Source organism: Salegentibacter sediminis (assembly GCF_002078605.1).
GTDB classification, from domain to species: domain Bacteria; phylum Bacteroidota; class Bacteroidia; order Flavobacteriales; family Flavobacteriaceae; genus Salegentibacter; species Salegentibacter sediminis.
On the sequence record NZ_MSJR01000007.1, the window covers coordinates 86112 to 103654 of the forward strand.

General features: G+C 41.6%; 14 protein-coding genes. 9 read left to right on the forward strand and 5 right to left on the reverse strand.

Annotated elements, in window-relative coordinates:
- Window positions 1-1461 (forward strand): glutamate synthase subunit beta, encoded by a 1461-nt coding sequence (locus BUW93_RS11185; protein WP_081211786.1) that lies wholly within the window; start codon window positions 1-3, stop codon window positions 1459-1461.
- Between the two features lie 258 nt (window positions 1462-1719).
- Here the strand turns inward: BUW93_RS11185 and BUW93_RS11190 are convergent, their stop codons facing one another.
- The 3 genes from BUW93_RS11190 to BUW93_RS11200 form a co-directional block, all read right to left on the reverse strand.
- A complete protein-coding gene (locus tag BUW93_RS11190) occupies window positions 1720-2241 on the reverse strand; it encodes a DUF4136 domain-containing protein (protein ID WP_081211787.1) in 522 nt (173 codons plus the stop codon).
- A gap of 73 nt (window positions 2242-2314) precedes the next feature.
- Complete coding sequence (gene obgE / locus BUW93_RS11195) at window positions 2315-3322, reverse strand: GTPase ObgE (RefSeq protein WP_081211788.1); 1008 nt, start codon at window positions 3320-3322, stop codon at window positions 2315-2317.
- Between the two features lie 35 nt (window positions 3323-3357).
- A complete protein-coding gene (locus BUW93_RS11200) occupies window positions 3358-4473 on the reverse strand; it encodes an adenylate kinase (protein ID WP_081211789.1) in 1116 nt (371 codons plus the stop codon).
- Between the two features lie 121 nt (window positions 4474-4594).
- Here BUW93_RS11200 and BUW93_RS11205 point away from each other — a divergent pair, with 121 nt between their 5' ends.
- The 4 genes from BUW93_RS11205 to BUW93_RS11220 all read left to right on the forward strand — a co-directional run bounded on the left by BUW93_RS11205 (window position 4595) and on the right by BUW93_RS11220 (window position 9164).
- Window positions 4595-5752, forward strand: a complete 1158-nt coding sequence (locus BUW93_RS11205; RefSeq protein ID WP_081211790.1) for a 5-(carboxyamino)imidazole ribonucleotide synthase — start codon at window positions 4595-4597, stop codon at window positions 5750-5752.
- Window position 5753: 1 nt separating this feature from the next.
- Complete coding sequence (purE, locus tag BUW93_RS11210; RefSeq protein WP_081211791.1) at window positions 5754-6245, forward strand: 5-(carboxyamino)imidazole ribonucleotide mutase; 492 nt, start codon at window positions 5754-5756, stop codon at window positions 6243-6245.
- 211 nt (window positions 6246-6456) lie between these two features.
- A complete protein-coding gene (locus tag BUW93_RS11215; protein WP_081211792.1) occupies window positions 6457-8487 on the forward strand; it encodes a M3 family metallopeptidase in 2031 nt (676 codons plus the stop codon).
- Between the two features lie 125 nt (window positions 8488-8612).
- Entirely contained in the window at window positions 8613-9164 is a 552-nt protein-coding gene (locus BUW93_RS11220) for a sigma-70 family RNA polymerase sigma factor (protein ID WP_081211793.1), read from the forward strand.
- Between the two features lie 222 nt (window positions 9165-9386).
- Here the strand turns inward: BUW93_RS11220 and BUW93_RS11225 are convergent, their stop codons facing one another.
- Window positions 9387-10241 carry a UbiA prenyltransferase family protein gene (locus BUW93_RS11225; protein ID WP_081211794.1) on the reverse strand — a complete coding sequence of 285 codons (855 nt, stop codon included), beginning with the start codon at window positions 10239-10241 and terminating at the stop codon, window positions 9387-9389.
- 129 nt (window positions 10242-10370) lie between these two features.
- Between BUW93_RS11225 and gcvP the strand changes: the two genes are divergently transcribed.
- The 4 genes from gcvP (at window position 10371) to BUW93_RS11245 (ending at window position 15830) form a co-directional block, all read left to right on the forward strand.
- Window positions 10371-13220, forward strand: a complete 2850-nt coding sequence (gene gcvP, locus BUW93_RS11230) for an aminomethyl-transferring glycine dehydrogenase (RefSeq protein WP_081211795.1) — start codon at window positions 10371-10373, stop codon at window positions 13218-13220.
- 125 nt (window positions 13221-13345) lie between these two features.
- The gene (locus BUW93_RS11235) at window positions 13346-14404 is read left to right on the forward strand and encodes a 3-oxoacyl-ACP synthase III family protein (RefSeq protein WP_081211796.1); all 1059 of its coding nucleotides are present in this window, start codon (window positions 13346-13348) and stop codon (window positions 14402-14404) included.
- 1 nt (window position 14405) lies between these two features.
- The gene (locus BUW93_RS11240; RefSeq protein ID WP_081211797.1) at window positions 14406-14927 is read left to right on the forward strand and encodes a class I SAM-dependent methyltransferase; all 522 of its coding nucleotides are present in this window, start codon (window positions 14406-14408) and stop codon (window positions 14925-14927) included.
- Between the two features lie 51 nt (window positions 14928-14978).
- A complete protein-coding gene (locus BUW93_RS11245) occupies window positions 14979-15830 on the forward strand; it encodes a glycosyltransferase (RefSeq protein WP_081211882.1) in 852 nt (283 codons plus the stop codon).
- Window position 15831: 1 nt separating this feature from the next.
- Here the strand turns inward: BUW93_RS11245 and pafA are convergent, their stop codons facing one another.
- Complete coding sequence (gene pafA, locus BUW93_RS11250; RefSeq protein WP_081211798.1) at window positions 15832-17466, reverse strand: alkaline phosphatase PafA; 1635 nt, start codon at window positions 17464-17466, stop codon at window positions 15832-15834.
- Window positions 17467-17543 lie beyond the last annotated feature (77 nt).

The following is a 17543-nucleotide window of genomic DNA, read 5'->3' on the forward strand; positions in this document are numbered from 1 at the left end:
ATGGGAAAACTAAGAGGATTTTTAGAATACGAACGACGAACGGAAGATACTATTGAAGTCTCCAAACGAGTTAAAAATTACCAGGAATTCACCAAAGATCTGAGTAAAGAGGAGCTCCAGGATCAGGGAGCCCGTTGTATGGACTGCGGCATCCCTTTTTGTCACAGCGGATGTCCTTTGGGCAACCTCATCCCTGATTTCAATCATGCGGTTTACCGGAACGACTGGAAAAAAGCCCTGAAAATTTTACACTCCACAAATAATTTCCCTGAATTTACAGGAAGATTATGCCCGGCTCCCTGCGAATCTTCCTGTGTGCTGGGAATTATCGAACCCCCGGTGTCTATCGAACTTATTGAGAAATACATCGTGGAACGTGGATTTAAGGAAGGATGGATCACTCCACAAATCCCGAAACACCGCACAGGAAAAAAAGTAGCAGTAGTTGGCTCAGGTCCGGCGGGCCTTGCCGCAGCACAGCAGCTTAACCGCGCCGGACACTCGGTAACTGTATTAGAAAGAGATCAAAAAGCAGGAGGTTTACTACGCTATGGGATTCCCGATTTTAAGATGGAAAAGCATATTATTGACCGCAGGTTGAAAATAATGGAGGAAGAAGGTATAAAATTTGAAACCGGGGCCGAAGTGGGAAAGAACTATGATATCGAAAAATTAAAGGATTTTGATGCAATTGTGCTATGTGGAGGCGCAACCCAACGTAGAAAATTACCTATCCCAGGTGCAGATACCAAAGGGGTGGTACAGGCTATGGACTTTTTAAAGCGGAACAACCAAGTGGTAGATGGCCTGGCCGAAATGACCGAAGACTTATCTGCTAAAGGAAAAGATGTTATCGTTATCGGGGGGGGTGATACCGGCTCAGATTGCGTTGGCACTTCCAACCGCCACGGTGCAAAATCGGTTACTAATTTTGAGATCATGCCTATGCCACCGCAACAACGAAGCAAAGAGAATCCCTGGCCTTACTGGCCCTTCACCTTAAAGACAACTTCTTCTCATGAGGAAGGCGTAAACCGAAACTGGAGTATTTCTACCAAAGAATTTATCAAAGATAAAGAGGGAAATTTAAAGGCTTTGAAAACAGTAAATATCGAATGGGTAAAGGGAGAAAATGGGAGACCTCAATTACAAGAGGTACCAGATTCTGAAAAAGAATGGCCCTGTGATCTTGCTCTCCTGGCCCTGGGTTTTACAGGTCCAGAAAAAAGCCTCGCTGAACAATTAGGTTTAGAAGAAGACACCCGAACCAATATTAAAGCCGAAAGAAATTACCAGACCAATGTCCCCAACATTTTTGCAGCCGGCGATATGCGCAGAGGACAGTCCCTAATTGTCTGGGCGATTTCCGAGGGTAGGGAAGCAGCTTTTCACGTAGATAAATTCCTAATGGGAAAATCTAAATTACCCACAAAAGGGCCGGGGGATCTCCCGGCAGCGTAAGGAGCCTTTAGAGGGAATATTCATGCCTTAATTTAAAGCAAGTTTATGAGACCCTGAATCAACTTCAGGGTGACGACTACAACAATGAAACAATCGTCATGCCGGACTTGATCCGGCATCTCATCATGCTCATATTAATAAGTCGAACTTTTTATCGTGTAATGATGAATTCCTTTTACTTCACTTTGGTAGGACTCTGAATAAAAGCCGACAGCTATCAGGACAGATTAAGGTAATCTCAATTCCAACAGGTTTTTACTACTTTTTGGGTGGATAGCCTTCCAGGGCTTTCTGAACTATCTTTTCAAACTGGGCCTGTCGCTGCTGGGGAGAAGCATCCGGATTAAATTTGCTTTCTACCACCGCCTGCCAAATAAGGGAATCGGCTTTTACATCAATAAAATCGAAGGTGATTTGCAGGTAGGTTTCAGGGCCACCCAGGGGAATTCCTCCTGAAACTCCAACCCCCACATTACGGCCTCCGCCGCCTACTCCAACTCCAAGACTATTGCGGCTTAGCTCCTGGAATTCATCGGTATAGACATTCACATACATATCTGCTTCCGAAGAAACAGAGAAACCTTTTTGCCGAAGTTGATTTTCAAGGCTTGTCAGGAGACGTTTTTCATCCAATTGACTTAAGCCCGACTGAAAATCGGGAAAAAGTGCGTAAGTTGAATAATTAGAAAAATTTATTTCCTGGTCGTAATCATACACCGCTTGTGGAGCATTACAGGACATAAGAAATAAAAAAACAAGAAGTATTGGTAGAGCCCTCATGAGGTCTGTATTTTTAATGTATCAGCTTAAAATTACAGAAAAATGAGGGGCAAACCTCAGGTATTAACAAGAATTAAACAGGCTCCTTGTTAAGCATTTCCCACAACCTGTCCTTTAATTCCTGAAGTCCTTGTTGGGCAACAGAGGAGATAAACAACCAGGAGGCGTTTAATCTTTCATCCAATTCAGCTTTAATCTCGGCTTTGAGTTCGGCATCAAGCATATCGCTTTTTGAAATGGCCACCAATCGGTCTTTTACCAACATTTCGGGGTTATAACGTCTCAATTCGTCTAAAAGGACCTCGTATTGTTCTATGATATCGGGAGCATCAGCCGGAATAAGAAAGAGTAAAGTGGAATTGCGCTCAATATGCCTCAAAAATCGATGGCCTATCCCTTTTCCTTCAGCAGCACCTTCGATAATCCCTGGAATATCCGCTACTACAAAGGTTTTGAAATCGCGATATTCCACGATTCCAAGATTGGGTTTAAGGGTGGTAAATTCGTAATCGGCAATTTTAGGCTTTGCCGCGGTAATTACCGAAAGTAAAGTAGATTTCCCTGCATTTGGGAAGCCAACCAGGCCAACATCTGCAAGAATTTTGAGCTCCAGGGTTATATCTACCAATTCACCATCAATCCCAGGTTGGGCATAACGGGGAGTTTGATTGGTAGAACTTCTAAAGTGCCAGTTACCAAGTCCACCTTTTCCGCCTTCGGCGACGATAATTTCCTGGCCATCTTCAGTAATCTCATGGAGGATTTTTTGAGTATCGGTATCCCGGATAACGGTACCCAGGGGCACTTCTATATATTCATCAGAGCCATCGGCCCCGGAACTGCGCTGCTTAGACCCATTCCCGCCGTGTTCAGCTTTTACGTGTCTTTTGAATTTTAAGTGAAAAAGCGTCCAGAGATTCTTGTTGCCTTTTATAATCACATGACCACCACGACCACCATCTCCCCCATCGGGGCCACCTTTGGTGATATATTTTTCGCGGTGTAAATGTGCAGAACCTTTCCCTCCTTTTCCGGAGGCCACGTGAATCTTCACATAATCAACAAAATTCCCTTCAGTCATATTTCAATCTTATTTTCGCCTTTAAATTCGCGATATTATTTCTTCATCAATTCGTCTACCACGGCACTAAGTCGTGCAGTGATCTCATCAATAGAACCTACCCCATCGACACCATAGTATTTGTCTTGTTTCTTATAGTATTCCTTTAGAATTGCGGTTTCATCATAATAAACCTTGATTCGGTTTCTTATCACGGTTTCATCGGCATCATCAGGCCTACCTGAAGTTTTTCCGCGCTCCAGAAGGCGCTCAACAAGCACGTGATCTTCCACTTCCAGGGCGATCATTGCACTAACTTCGGTGTCTTTTTCCTGTAGGAGAGCTTCAAGGGCATCTGCCTGAGCCTCGGTACGGGGAAAACCATCAAAAATAAAACCATTGCAACCTTCATTTTTAACCACTTCAGCATTAAGCATATTGATGGTAACCTCATCGGGCACAAGTTCGCCACGATCGATAAAAGCCTTTGCACTAAGCCCAAGCTCAGTTTGGTTTTTAATATTATATCTAAACACATCGCCGGTAGAGATATGCACCAGCTTGTATTTTTCTTTTAAAATTGTTGCCTGAGTTCCTTTTCCGGCCCCGGGAGGTCCGAACAATACCAAATTTGTCATTTTGTTTTCTTTGCGTTTATATACCTGCCGCAGATTTCGGCCAAGACCATCATAATCTAATCCGTAACCTACAATAAATTTATTGGGAATTTCAAGTCCCACATATTTAATATTGAATTCTCGTTTATAAGCCTCGGGTTTGTAGAACAAAGTTGCCACTTCATATCCTGCCACACCTTCTTCTTCCAGAATCCCATTAATAGTATTCAAGGTATTTCCGGTGTCTACAATATCTTCAAGAAGGATCACTTTTCTACCTTTCAAAGAGTGATTTAAGCCTAGCAGGGTTTGTACATCCCCGGTTGATTCGGTTCCCTGGTAGGATCCCAGCTTCACAAAACTCACCTCGCAGTCACCTTTAAATCTCTTAATCACTTCAGAAGCGAACATAAAAGCACCGTTCAACACCCCTAAAAAAATAGGATTTTCTCCCTTGTAATCTTCATTTAAACGAGCGGCAACCCGGGTGATGGCTGCATCGATTTCTTCTTCTGAAATATATGGTTCGAAACTGAGATCGTGTAATTTTATCAAAACTGAAATTTTTTAAAAACGCAAAGATAAGGATTCTCTATTACTAGCTTAGCCGAATTATGTAAGATTAAGTAGGGCAATACGCCTTAAAAATTTATTTTTGCGTAAACAGGAAATTTTTATGCGAAATTATTTTTCTTCAGATTTTAAACTCGGTATCCTCGGCGGAGGACAGCTGGGGAAAATGATGCTTTACGAAACCCGTAAGTTCGATATTCACACCCATGTTTTGGACCCCAGCCCGGAAGCTCCCTGCAGGATTTCCTGCAATTATTTTGAACAGGGTGATCTTATGGATTATGAAACGGTTTTAAACTTCGGAAGGAAGGTAGATGTGCTTAGCTTTGAAATTGAAGGCGTAAACATAGACGCGCTTAGACAACTCGAAAAAGAAGGGGTAAAGACCTGGCCTTCGGCAGATACCTTAGATAAAATCCAGAATAAAGCGGTTCAGAAGAAATTTTATAAAGAGAAAGATATTCCAACCGCAGCTTTTGAGGTTTTCAACACTAAGGAAGACTTACTCGCGGCTGTTGAAAAAGAAAATCTAGCCCTGCCATTTGTTTGGAAAAGTGCTACCGGCGGTTATGACGGGAAAGGGGTTGCTGTTATAAAAACTAAAGAAGATCTTGAGCAAATTACAAACGGTCAATGTATTGCCGAAAGCCTTATTCCGTTTAAAAACGAACTGGCCGTAATTGTGGCCAGAAATCCTTCCGGAGAGATCAAGACCTACCCAGTGGTAGAAATGGAATTTCATCCTACGGCCAACCAGGTGGAATATGTTATCTGCCCTGCCAGGATCGACGAAAAGATGGCAGAAAAAGCAAGGAAACTTGCAGAAAAAGTTTCCAAAGCCTTTAATCACGTTGGACTTCTGGCCGTAGAAATGTTCCAGACCGAAGATGATGAAATCCTGGTCAATGAAGTTGCACCACGACCACACAACAGCGGTCACTACAGTATTGAAGCTTCCTATACCAACCAGTTTGAACAGCAAATTAGAGCCATTTTGGACCTGCCCCTGGGAAATACTGAAAGCAAAGTTGGTGGAATTATGGTAAATTTAGTTGGGGATAAAGATCACGAAGGTGAGGTGGTTTATAAAAATATCGAAAAGATCCTGGAAATGGAAGGGGTTACCCCCCATATCTATGGGAAAAAGATAACCCGTCCTTTTAGAAAAATGGGCCACGTGACTATAGTGAATAAGGATTTGGCTGAAGCCAGAAAGGTCGCCGAGAAAGTTAAAAACTCAATAAAAGTAATAAGCAAGTAATATGAGTAAAGTAGCAGTAATTATGGGAAGCACCAGCGATATGCCGGTGATGCAGGACGCCATCGACATATTAAAGGGTTTTGACATTGAAGTTGAAGTTGACATCGTTTCAGCCCACCGAACTCCCGAAAAATTATTCGAATACGGAAAAAAAGCACACGAGCGAGGGATTAAAGTAATTATTGCCGGTGCCGGTGGAGCTGCACATTTACCGGGTATGATCGCTTCTTTATCTCCCCTTCCGGTTATAGGAGTACCAGTAAAATCCAGCAACTCCATAGATGGCTGGGATTCTGTGCTTTCCATCCTGCAAATGCCTGGCGGCGTGCCTGTGGCCACGGTAGCCCTAAACGGGGCAAAAAATGCAGGCATCCTGGCTGCGCAAATCATAGGGACTGCAGATAAATGCACCTTAGATAAGGTGATTTTTTATAAGGAAGGTCTCAAGCAGAAAGTGATCGATGGAGCTGAAAAACTTAAGAAAGAGAAATAAAAAAAGCCACGTCTTTCGACGTGGCCTATAGCAGTGTTAGTTCTAAAATCTGTAAAATAATTTATTAACCATTCTAAAATATTAATCCAGAAAAACTTTAAAAGAAGATCGCACTGCCAATACTTTCTTAATTCAGCTTCGAATATACATAATTTTGTTAAAAACCACTCTTTTGCGTTAATAATTTTTATAAAAACGTCAATTTCAATCTATGAATAACTCAAATCCTCTATTACAGGACTTCGAATATGCCCCCTTTTCCGCTATTAAAAATGAGCATTTTAAACCGGCCATTACAGAAGCCATTGAAATGGCTCGCAGGGAAATCGAGGCAATAACAAAAACAGAAGACAAACCCGATTTTAAAAACACTATTGAAGCCCTTGAGTTTTCAGGAAAACAACTCGATAGGGTTACCAGTATTTTCTTCAATTTAAATTCGGCTGAAACCAATAAGGAGATCCAGGAGATCGCTCAGGAAGTGTCCCCCTTATTGTCGGAATTTAGAAATGATATCATTCTGAACAAAGCCCTTTTTGAACGTGTAAAAGCCGTTTATAATCAAAAAGATAAGCTGGAGTTAAGTGCAGAGCAACAAACGCTCCTTGACAAAAAATATAAGGCTTTTGCAAGAAACGGAGCTAACCTGCCTGTAGAAAAACAGGAGGAGCTAAGAAAAATCGATAAGCAACTATCTTCCCTTAGCCTAAAATTTGGGGAGAATGTTCTTGCTGAGACTAACAAATTTGAACTTCAAATCACCCGCGAAGAAGATTTGAAGGGTCTCCCCGAGAGTTTCATGGAGGAAGCAAGTTCTGTAGCTCAAAGCAGGGGAAAAGAAGGATGGATCTTCACTTTAGAATACCCAAGTTTCCTACCCTTTATGAAATATGTAGAAAATCGTGAGCTGCGCAAGAAAATGGCTCTGGCTTTCGGCTCTAAAGCTTTTCACGGGGATGAACTTGATAACCGGGAAAATGTTCTGCAAATTGTACGGCTTAGATATAAAAGGGCACAGCTGCTTGGCTTCAAGACTCACGCCCATTTTGTGCTTGAAGAAAGAATGGCAGAAACGCCCGAAAAGGTGAACGACTTTTTGGAAGAGTTATTGGAAAAAGCAAAACCGGCTGCCCAGGAGGAATTCAACGAGCTGGAAAATTTTGCCAAAGAATTAGATAATATAGATCGGCTTGAAAAATGGGATGCCGCTTTTTATTCTGAAAAACTTAAGCAAAAGCGTTTTAATCTCGACGACGAAAAACTAAAACCCTATTTTAAGCTGGAAAATGTGATTGATGGAGTTTTTGAAATCGCCGGAAGATTGTACGGACTTAAATTCGATGAGGTAACCGATATTGACATTTATCACCCAGATGTAAAAACATACCAGGTAAGTGATGAAGAAGGCAAGCCAATTGCACTTTTTTATGCCGATTTTCATCCCAGACCCGGGAAACGCGATGGTGCCTGGATGACCGGTTACAAATCACAATATATAAAGGACGGAAAACAGGAAAGGCCACATATATCAATAGTTTGCAATTTCACCAAACCTTCAAAAACCCGACCTTCGCTGTTAACTTTCAACGAAGTCACTACCCTTTTCCACGAATTTGGGCATGCCTTGCACGGGATGCTGGCAGACACAATCTATCCAAGCCTTTCTGGAGCAAATGTTTACTGGGATTTTGTAGAGCTTCCCAGCCAGGTGTTGGAAAACTGGTGTTATGAAAAAGAGGCACTTGAGCTCTTTGCTAAACACTACGAAACCGGAGAAATTATTCCTATGGAACTGGTTCAAAAGATAAAAGAATCGGCTAATTTCCACGAAGGCATGGCAACCCTACGCCAACTCAGTTTTGGATTACTGGATCTCAGCTGGCACGGCATAGACCCAACCGATATTACTGATGTAAAAGCTCATGAAGACAAAGCTTTTGAACCCACAAAATTATATCCGGATGTTCCCGAAAACTGTATGAGCACCGCTTTTTCACACATCTTTCAGGGTGGTTATTCAGCAGGGTACTACTCCTATAAGTGGGCCGAAGTTCTCGACGCCGATACTTTTGAATTTTTCCAGGAGCACGGGATTTTTAGCAGAGAGGTTGCCAATAAATTTAAGTCGGTAATCCTTTCTCGTGGTGGTACCGAGCATCCTATGACACTTTACAAACGTTTCCGTGGGAAAGAGCCCAGTCCGGATGCTTTATTAAAAAGAGCAGGCTTGCTGAAGAAATAGAAATACAGGGCCGGGTTTTTGAGTGATTTCAACCAATTACCCGGTTTCCCCCTATTTAAACTTATATTTTTTATAACTATAAATCGGTGGAAAGTTGTTAATTTTGGAAGGACATTCAAGAAACCATGCCTAAACATAAGTTAGATCCCAATAAATGGGTAGACAAATACGCCGACTACCTTTTTAATTACGCAATTGTTCGGGTGAACGATCGCGAGATTGCTAACGACCTGGTTTCTGAAACTTTTCTTGCCGGCCTTAATTCCAAAGACAACTTTTTGGGCAAAGCTTCTGAGCGCACCTGGCTTATTTCTATCCTTAAACGAAAGGTTATTGATTATTACCGTAGGATTAATTCGCAAAAAGGAAAGGCCGAAGTACGCATAAATTATTCTGATGACGAAAACAACGGGGAATGGCTCGAGGAGCAAGTAGCTGACGATTTTGACCGCAGTGCGGAAGATGAAATGGAAAACGAAGAACTGAGGTTAGCCATTTTGGAGTGCCTGGACGAAATCAACCCGAAACATGCTGCAATATTTAAAATGAAAACAATAGATGGTGCCGATACTGAAGCGGTGTGTAATGAATTCAAAATCACCCCGTCTAATCTTTGGGTAATAATTCACAGAGCCCGAACGGCTCTCGCCACCTGTTTAGAAAAAAAATGGCTTTAATTATGCAGAAACCTAAATTTTTCATTCTCAATTGCTCCGATGCCGCCAACTGTTGTGACAAAAAAGAGTACAATGAGGCCAGTATAAGGGAAAAAACCAGCATTATTATTCATAATCTGTTTTGCAAAAAATGCAGAGATTATTCTGCAAAAAACTCCAAACTCACTCAATTAATCAAAAAAGCAAGGATTAAAGCCTGCACTAGTGAAGAGAAACGAGATATTAAAGAGAAGCTAAAACAGGAAATATCCAAACAAGGCTCATCTTCAAGCTGAACCATAGTAGTACCCAGGCAATAGGCAGAGCTTCTACCCCGAATGCAGCGAAATATTGAGTTTGTTTCTTATTAGCCAGCCCCAGGGCATAAGCACTTAAGAAGGCCGCCCCTGCAAGAGCACCAAAATTCACTATTTGAAATTGTCGTTTTAATAATTCCAGCCCAAGAACCACAAATAACAATAACCAGCCCAACAGGCGGGTTTTTTTCACACCAATTTTCTGCGGAATAGTAACCAAATGTGCTGCATCGAATTCCAGATCTCTTATTTCGAAGGGTAAGGTGATCACTATTATAAAGAGAGCTCTTTGAAGTAGCATAAGGACCTTATCTATTATACTAACTTCAGGATGGTCAAGCAAGGGAAGAATCACGCTCACCCCGGCCCAGACCACCGCAATAATAAAAATTTTAATCCCAGCCAGATCTCGTAGACTTCTGTTTTGCGTTAACACAGGAGCTGCATATAAAAGCGTGAAAAGCCCCAGCAGAGCACTCATCAACAAGACTCCCCGGCTTTGAAGAAAAGCGATATAAATCAAACCAAGGAAAACCAAAAAGGAAAACACCTGGATAAAACGGAGGTTTCGGGCAAGGCTTCTATGATGAAGTTTTGCAAGGCCTGCATATTTGACAAAATTGTAGCCGGTAATGCTTCCGAGGAAGATAAAAATAAGCAGGAGAAAATCGGCGTTGAGCCCATATTCCAGATAGCTCAATAAACTTAAGGCGACCACCGCCAAAGCCACATGGACACTACTGTTTACATACAAATCAAAAATATTCTTAAAAGGCTTCACCGGGCTAAAATAAACAATCTGAATTCAGTGGGTTAAGAGCTGTAAAATCTTAACAAGTCTAGACTCTAAATTTTAAAAAATTAAGTTTAAAATCCGTAATTTTGCATCACAAAACACAACTTTATTTTAATGAGAACAGATTCTTTTGCACTACGCCACATAGGCCCTAAAGAAAGCAATCTACAGGACATGCTTCAAACCATAGGCGTAGACTCCCTCGAGCAATTAATATACGAAACAATTCCGGATGATATCCGCTTAAAATCTCCTTTAAACCTTCCTCCTGCTTTAAGTGAACACCAATATGCCGAGCACATTGGGAAACTTGCTGCAAAGAATAAAGTTTTCAAGAGTTATATAGGCCTTGGCTACCACCAGTCTATAATGCCGGCGGTGATCCAACGGAACATTTTAGAAAACCCCGGTTGGTATACGGCGTACACCCCATACCAGGCAGAGATCGCCCAGGGAAGACTCGAAGCTCTTTTGAACTTCCAGACAATGGTAAGCGACCTTACAGGAATGGAGATCGCCAATGCTTCCCTACTTGATGAATCTACAGCAGCTGCAGAAGCTATTTCACTTTTACATGCTTTAAGAGATCGCAAGCAGAAGAAGGAAAACATAAACAAGTTCTTTGTTTCTGAAGAAGTTTTACCGCAGAGTATTTCCTTAATTGAAACCCGTGCAATTCCTCTTGGAATAGAGATCGTGGTGGGCAATCATGAGGAGTTTGATTTTTCAGAAGAATATTTCGGGGCTCTTGTTCAATATCCCGGAAAATCAGGACAGGTATTCAACTACGCCGATTTTATTGCGAAATGTCAGGATGCCGGAATAAAAACCGCAGTTGCGGCCGATATTCTCAGCCTGGTTAAATTACAGGCTCCAGGAGAATTGGGAGTAGATGTGGTAGTTGGTACTAGCCAGCGTTTTGGAATCCCTCTTGGATATGGTGGGCCTCACGCGGCTTTTTTCGCTACCAAAGAAGAATATAAGAGAAATATTCCCGGCAGGATCATTGGGGTAACCAAAGATATGGATGGCAATCAGGCCCTGCGAATGGCCCTGCAAACCCGTGAGCAACACATCAAACGCGATAAGGCCACTTCAAATATCTGTACCGCCCAGGTTCTGCTGGCGGTAATGGCAGGTATGTATGCCGTTTACCACGGCCCCAAAGGATTAAAATATATTGCAGATACAGTTCATTCTTCAGCTGTAAGCCTGGAGAAAGAACTTAAGAAATTAGGATTTGAACAAGTAAACTCTGCCTACTTCGATACGCTTCAGATAAAAGCTAATGCAAACAATGTAAAAGATATCGCAGAGAAAAAAGAGATAAACTTCTTTTATCCTGATGCCGAAACCGTTCTTATCTCCCTGAACGAAACCACCAATCTGGAGGACCTCAATAATATTGTGGCTGTTTTCGCACAACTTGCAGCAAAGGATATATCTCCTCTTGAAGAACTTTCAGAAGAGGAAAAAATACCTGCTGAATTAAAACGGAAAACCGATTTTCTCACCCACGAGGTTTTCAACGCTTATCATTCTGAAACCGAATTGATGCGTTACATCAAGAAACTGGAGCGCAAAGATCTTTCTCTCAACCATTCAATGATCTCGCTGGGATCCTGCACAATGAAACTAAATGCAGCTTCAGAAATGCTACCGCTCAGCAATCCGCAGTGGGGGAATATTCACCCTTTTGCCCCGGTGGACCAGGCACAAGGTTACCATTTTGTGCTTCATGAACTGGAGAAACAATTAAATGAGATCACGGGATTCTCGGCAACCTCTTTACAACCCAATTCGGGGGCACAAGGAGAATATGCCGGATTGATGGTAATTAGAGCTTACCACGAATCGCGTGGAGAAGGACACCGAAATATATGTCTTATTCCCTCTTCGGCTCACGGGACCAATCCAGCTTCCGCAGTGATGGCCGGAATGAAAGTGGTTGTCACCAAAGCCTCTGAAAATGGCAATATCGATGTTGACGATCTAAGGGAAAAAGCTATTAAGCATAAGGACAACCTAGCAGCACTGATGGTAACTTACCCTTCCACCCATGGGGTTTTTGAATCGGCTATTCGAGAGATCACAACTATTATTCACGAGAATGGCGGGCAGGTTTATATGGACGGAGCCAATATGAATGCGCAGGTAGGACTAACCAATCCCGGTGTTATTGGCGCTGATGTTTGCCACCTGAATTTACATAAAACTTTTGCTATTCCTCACGGCGGTGGCGGTCCCGGAGTGGGACCAATTTGTGTAGCCGAACAGCTAAAACCATTCTTACCGGGGAACCCGGTGATAAAAACCGGCGGAGAGCAAGCCATTGGCGCGATCTCCTCTGCACCCTGGGGTTCTTCCCTGGTTTGTTTGATCTCTTATGGTTACATTAAAATGCTGGGAAGCAAAGGTCTTCAGAAAGCTACCGAATATGCTATTTTGAATGCCAATTATGTAAAAGAAAGGCTGAACGAATATTTCAAAACCCTATATTCAGGTGAAAGAGGAAGAGCAGCTCACGAGATGATCCTGGATTGCCGGCCTTTTAAAGCCCACGGAATTGAAGTAACCGATATCGCAAAACGACTAATAGATTACGGCTTCCACTCTCCTACAGTTTCTTTTCCTGTAGCCGGAACCTTAATGATAGAACCTACGGAAAGCGAAAGCAAGGCTGAGTTGGACCGGTTTTGCGATGCTTTAATTTCTATTGGAAAGGAAATTAAAGAAACCTCAGCAGAGGATACCAATAACGTGTTGAAAAATGCACCACATACCGCAGCGATGCTTACTTCTGATGAATGGAAATTCTCATATTCAAGACAAAAAGCGGCTTTCCCGCTGGATTACATCGCCGACAATAAATTCTGGCCAAGTGTAAGACGGGTAGATGAAGCCTTTGGAGACAGGAATCTAATGTGCTCCTGCCCTCCCACCGAAGAATACGCCGAAGCATAAAAAATAAAGGCGAAACGAAAGTTTCGCCTTTATTTTTCGTCTTATAATGTAAATTAAATTGGTATTAGATATCTTTTACAGATCATTTTATTAATTTAGTTCTTAAACCGATAAGCCCCGGACATATGAATATAAAAATAAGCGGCACAGGAAGTTATATCCCTAACATTATTACCAAAAATGCCGATTTTCAGGAGCATGAGTTTTTAAATACTGATGGTTCTGGTTTCCCGCATGATAATGAAACCACGATTGCGAAATTCAAAGCAATAACCGGAATTGAAGAAAGACGGTATATCGAAGATAATCTAACCACCTCAGATATTGCGACACTTGCGGCACAAAAGGCATTGGAAGATGCCAAAACAGATCCGGAAACTTTAGACTATATAATCGTTGCCCATAACTATGGTGATGTTAAGGCAAATAATATCCAAAGCGATACAGTACCCAGCCTTGCGACCAGAGTTAAATATCATTTACGTATTAAAAACCCTAAGTGTGTTTGTTATGACGTTCTATTCGGATGTCCGGGCTGGATCGAAGGATTGATACAGGCACAGGCTTTTATCAGGGCCGGGATGGCTAAAAAATGTCTGGTTATTGGCGCCGAGGCTTTATCCCGGGTAGTAGATCATCACGACAGAGACTCTATGATCTTTTCAGATGGAGCCGGAGCAACGGTTCTGGAGGCCACCGAAGAGGAGGGCGGCATCCTATCACATGAAACGGCTACACATAGTTTTAGTGAAGCCAATTATATTTTCTTCGGAAAATCAAACAATACGGGCGCAACTGATGATACAAGGTATATTAAAATGAATGGTCGCAAGATCTATGAATTTGCATTAAATCACGTTCCTGCAGCCATGAAATCCTGTCTTGAAAAAAGCGGAAAAAACATAAAAGACCTCAAGAAGATTTTTATTCATCAGGCTAACGAAAAAATGGATGATGCCATCATTAAGCGTTTCTACAGAATGCACAAAGAACCGGTCCCCGATCATATAATGCCTATGACTATTCAGGAATTGGGGAATAGCAGTGTGGCTACAGTGCCTACGCTCTATGATTTGGTTCGCAAGGGTAAAATCGACGATCAAGAGCTAAATAAGGGCGATGTGATTATGTTTGCCAGTGTAGGTGCCGGAATGAATATCAATGCCATAGTATACCAATATTAAAATGTACGAAAACAGCTTCCCTAATAAACGTTATAAAAAAACGATGGAATTTTTGGAAGCCCACATTGATCCTTCTGAAAAAATATTAGATCTAGGGGTAGAAAACCCATTTAGTGTAATCATGCGGAACCACAATTTTAACGTGGATAATACCTCTGGAGAAGATCTCGATCTCCATACCGAGGCCGTGCAAACCTCAACATATAATGTGGTTACTGCCTTTGAAATTTTTGAACATTTGGTGGCGCCTTACAACGTTTTAGCCAACATCAAAGCAAAAAAATTGGTAGCAACTGTCCCTCTTAAACTATGGTTTTCGAGTGCTTACCGCAGCAAAACCGATATGCGCGACAGGCATTTTCATGAATTTGAGGATTGGCAATTTGACTGGCTTTTGGAAAAGGCCGGATGGACCATTAAAAGCAGGAAAAAATGGACGAATCCGGTCAATAAATTGGGGCTAAGGCCTGTTTTAAGATATTTCACCCCCAGATACTATGCGATTTATGCTGAAAGAACCTGAGCCAGGTTTTTCTTTTAGAGTTTAATGACAGTAAGTTTTAAGGTTCAGCATTTGAAGATCTATATAATTATTCCCGCCTATAACGAAGCTAATTTCATTGGCAAAACCCTCCAGTCTCTAATTGACCAAAGCTTTAAAGCAAATAGAATTGTGGTGGTAGATGATGGGTCTACCGATAATACTCCGGAAATTGTAGCAGAATTCGCTTCAAAATATCCCGAAATATCCCTGCTAAAAAAAGGTGCTGAAAGCGAAGAACATCTACCCGGAAGTAAAGTGATAAACGCTTTTAATAAAGGCTTGGAAAGCCTTGATGAAGATTATGAACTTATCTGTAAATTTGATGCCGATTTAATTTTTCCGAAAAATTACCTGGAGGTCATCACGGAGCATTTTCACAAAGATCCAAAAACAGGAATGGCCGGTGGATTCTGTGTTATTGAGAAGAACGGTGAATGGGTTCTGGAAAACCTCACCGGAAAAGATCATATTCGCGGAGCATTAAAAACTTACAGAAAAGCCTGTTTTAAAGATATAGACGGCTTAAAGCCTGCAATGGGATGGGACACTTTAGACGAACTTCTGGCACAATATTATGGCTGGAAAATTAAAACCAACGACAGGCTTCTGGTGAAACACCTCAAACCCACCGGAAAAAACTATAACAAATCTTCAAAATACAACCAGGGCGAGGCCTTTTACAGGCTGCGTTATGGATTTATTATTAGCCTAATAGCTTCAGCCAAACTTGCTTTAAGGAAAGGGAAAATATCCTTTTTCAGTGATTATATGCAAGGTTTTTTCAAAGCAAAGAAAGAAAAACGGCCTTATCTTACCAATGAAGAAGAAGGCCGTTTTATAAGAAAGCTGCGCTGGAAAAAGATGCGCAGTAAATTATTTTAAATTATTCATCAAGCATCATAAAGAGTGGTTTTCCGGTAGCTCCATTAGGGAAAGCAATCCCCAGCAAAGCCGAAACAGTAGGTGCGATATCAGGGATTTCTGAGCGTTGAGTAGTACTTCCTTGCTTCACCCCTGCACCATAAAAGATTAAAGGAGCATGGGTATCGTAAGTTAACCCGCTTCCGTGGGTGGAACCTGTTCTCGAATAAGTTATAGTAGCCGGATTCAGCACAAAAATCACATCGCCACTCCTTCGCTGGTTAAAGCCGTTTTGCAATAAAGACCGGATGCCCGTGGTGTAGCTCCCCGATGTAAGTTGACTTCTGGTAATTACTTTATCCATTTGTTCCTGTTTGAGAATATAGGCCGCGATGGTTTTTTCCAGATTTTCTGCTTCAATTCCGGCTTCTTCCAGTATTTGGTAATTAAAAAATACCTGCCCATTGGAAACATTCATAATTAACCCTTCTTCATCAAATTCTTCCGCAACAAAATCCTGAAGTTTTTCAGTGAAATCTACATCATTAAAATATCCCCCAGGGATCTTCACCGATTGCAGGTAGGCTGGCACATCTACCGCGCCATGATCGGCGGTAAGGAAAATGGTGTAATTTCCCTGACCTACTTTTTCGTCCAGATACTCAAGTATATCGGCGATATTATGATCTAATCTTAAATAGGCATCCTGAACTTCTTTTGAATTCACACCGAAATTATGTCCCAGGTAATCGGTACTGGAATAGCTTAAGGTAAGGAAATCGGTATATTCATCCTGGCCAAGCTCTTCTCCTTCAATGGCAGCCTTGGCAAAATCGGTGGTAAGATCGCTTCCGAAGGGACTAATTTTAATAATCTCGTAATTCCCGTTTTCTTTTTTTAGTTTATCCAGATCATAAGGGAAAGAAGCCGTAGATTTTCCTTTAAATCCACCTTCAAAGTCATTGATATCATCGCCGCTTTCAACATATGTTTCTATATCATAAAGGGTATTCCAGGTTTTAAAATAGGATTCTGCTTTATCTGAAGCATTAAATTCTTTCACCCACTGTGGGAGTTCTTCCATATAAAATGAACTGGTAATCCATTTCCCCTCATTTCTTCCGTGGAACCAGTACGCGGCATTGGCCGTATGTCCTGCCGGAAGGATTGAGCCCCGGTCTTTTAAAGCTACCCCTATTGTTTTTCCCTTCATTTGGGTAAAAAGCCTATTTTGATCTGCCACACTGGTGGTTTTCATCCTGTGGGGAGACATTTTCCCGGCATCATCGCTGGTACCTACGGATTTCACACTTTCATCCCCGGCACAATAAACAAACCGATCTTCAAATTTATTAAACCAGCTGTTCCCTATTATTCCGTGATTCATAGGACTTGTTCCTGTCCACACTGAAGCATGGCCCGGCCCGGTATAAGTAGGCACATAGTTAAAATGATGATTTTTAAAATTATAACCATTCTTAATCAATCTTTTAAAGCCATCGTCCCCATAACGTTCCCAAAATCTGGTGAGATAATCATATCTCATTTGGTCTACCACTATCCCAACCACCAGTTTTGGTTTTTTTTCGGTTTTGTTTTGGGCAGATAGCTGGAAAGAAAACAAAAAGCTAAATGCAAGAATTAAAATATATTTCATTTTTATTAAATTTTGGAGTCTCCCAAAAATACTAAACTTCTAAGGCTAAAGTTTAATTCTACGTTAAATACTTTGGA

Excerpts from the sequence above, each read along its gene's own strand:
- BUW93_RS11185 (WP_081211786.1), top strand. The coding sequence starts at position 1 with ATGGGAAAACTAAGAGGATTTTTAGAATACGAACGACGAACGGAAGAT.
- BUW93_RS11190 (WP_081211787.1), bottom strand. The coding sequence starts at position 2,241 with ATGAGGGCTCTACCAATACTTCTTGTTTTTTTATTTCTTATGTCCTGT.
- obgE (WP_081211788.1), bottom strand. The coding sequence starts at position 3,322 with ATGACTGAAGGGAATTTTGTTGATTATGTGAAGATTCACGTGGCCTCC.
- BUW93_RS11205 (WP_081211790.1), top strand. The coding sequence starts at position 4,595 with ATGCGAAATTATTTTTCTTCAGATTTTAAACTCGGTATCCTCGGCGGA.
- purE (WP_081211791.1), top strand. The coding sequence starts at position 5,754 with ATGAGTAAAGTAGCAGTAATTATGGGAAGCACCAGCGATATGCCGGTG.
- BUW93_RS11215 (WP_081211792.1), top strand. The coding sequence starts at position 6,457 with ATGAATAACTCAAATCCTCTATTACAGGACTTCGAATATGCCCCCTTT.
- BUW93_RS11220 (WP_081211793.1), top strand. The coding sequence starts at position 8,613 with ATGCCTAAACATAAGTTAGATCCCAATAAATGGGTAGACAAATACGCC.
- gcvP (WP_081211795.1), top strand. The coding sequence starts at position 10,371 with ATGAGAACAGATTCTTTTGCACTACGCCACATAGGCCCTAAAGAAAGC.
- BUW93_RS11235 (WP_081211796.1), top strand. The coding sequence starts at position 13,346 with ATGAATATAAAAATAAGCGGCACAGGAAGTTATATCCCTAACATTATT.
- BUW93_RS11240 (WP_081211797.1), top strand. The coding sequence starts at position 14,406 with ATGTACGAAAACAGCTTCCCTAATAAACGTTATAAAAAAACGATGGAA.
- pafA (WP_081211798.1), bottom strand. The coding sequence starts at position 17,466 with ATGAAATATATTTTAATTCTTGCATTTAGCTTTTTGTTTTCTTTCCAG.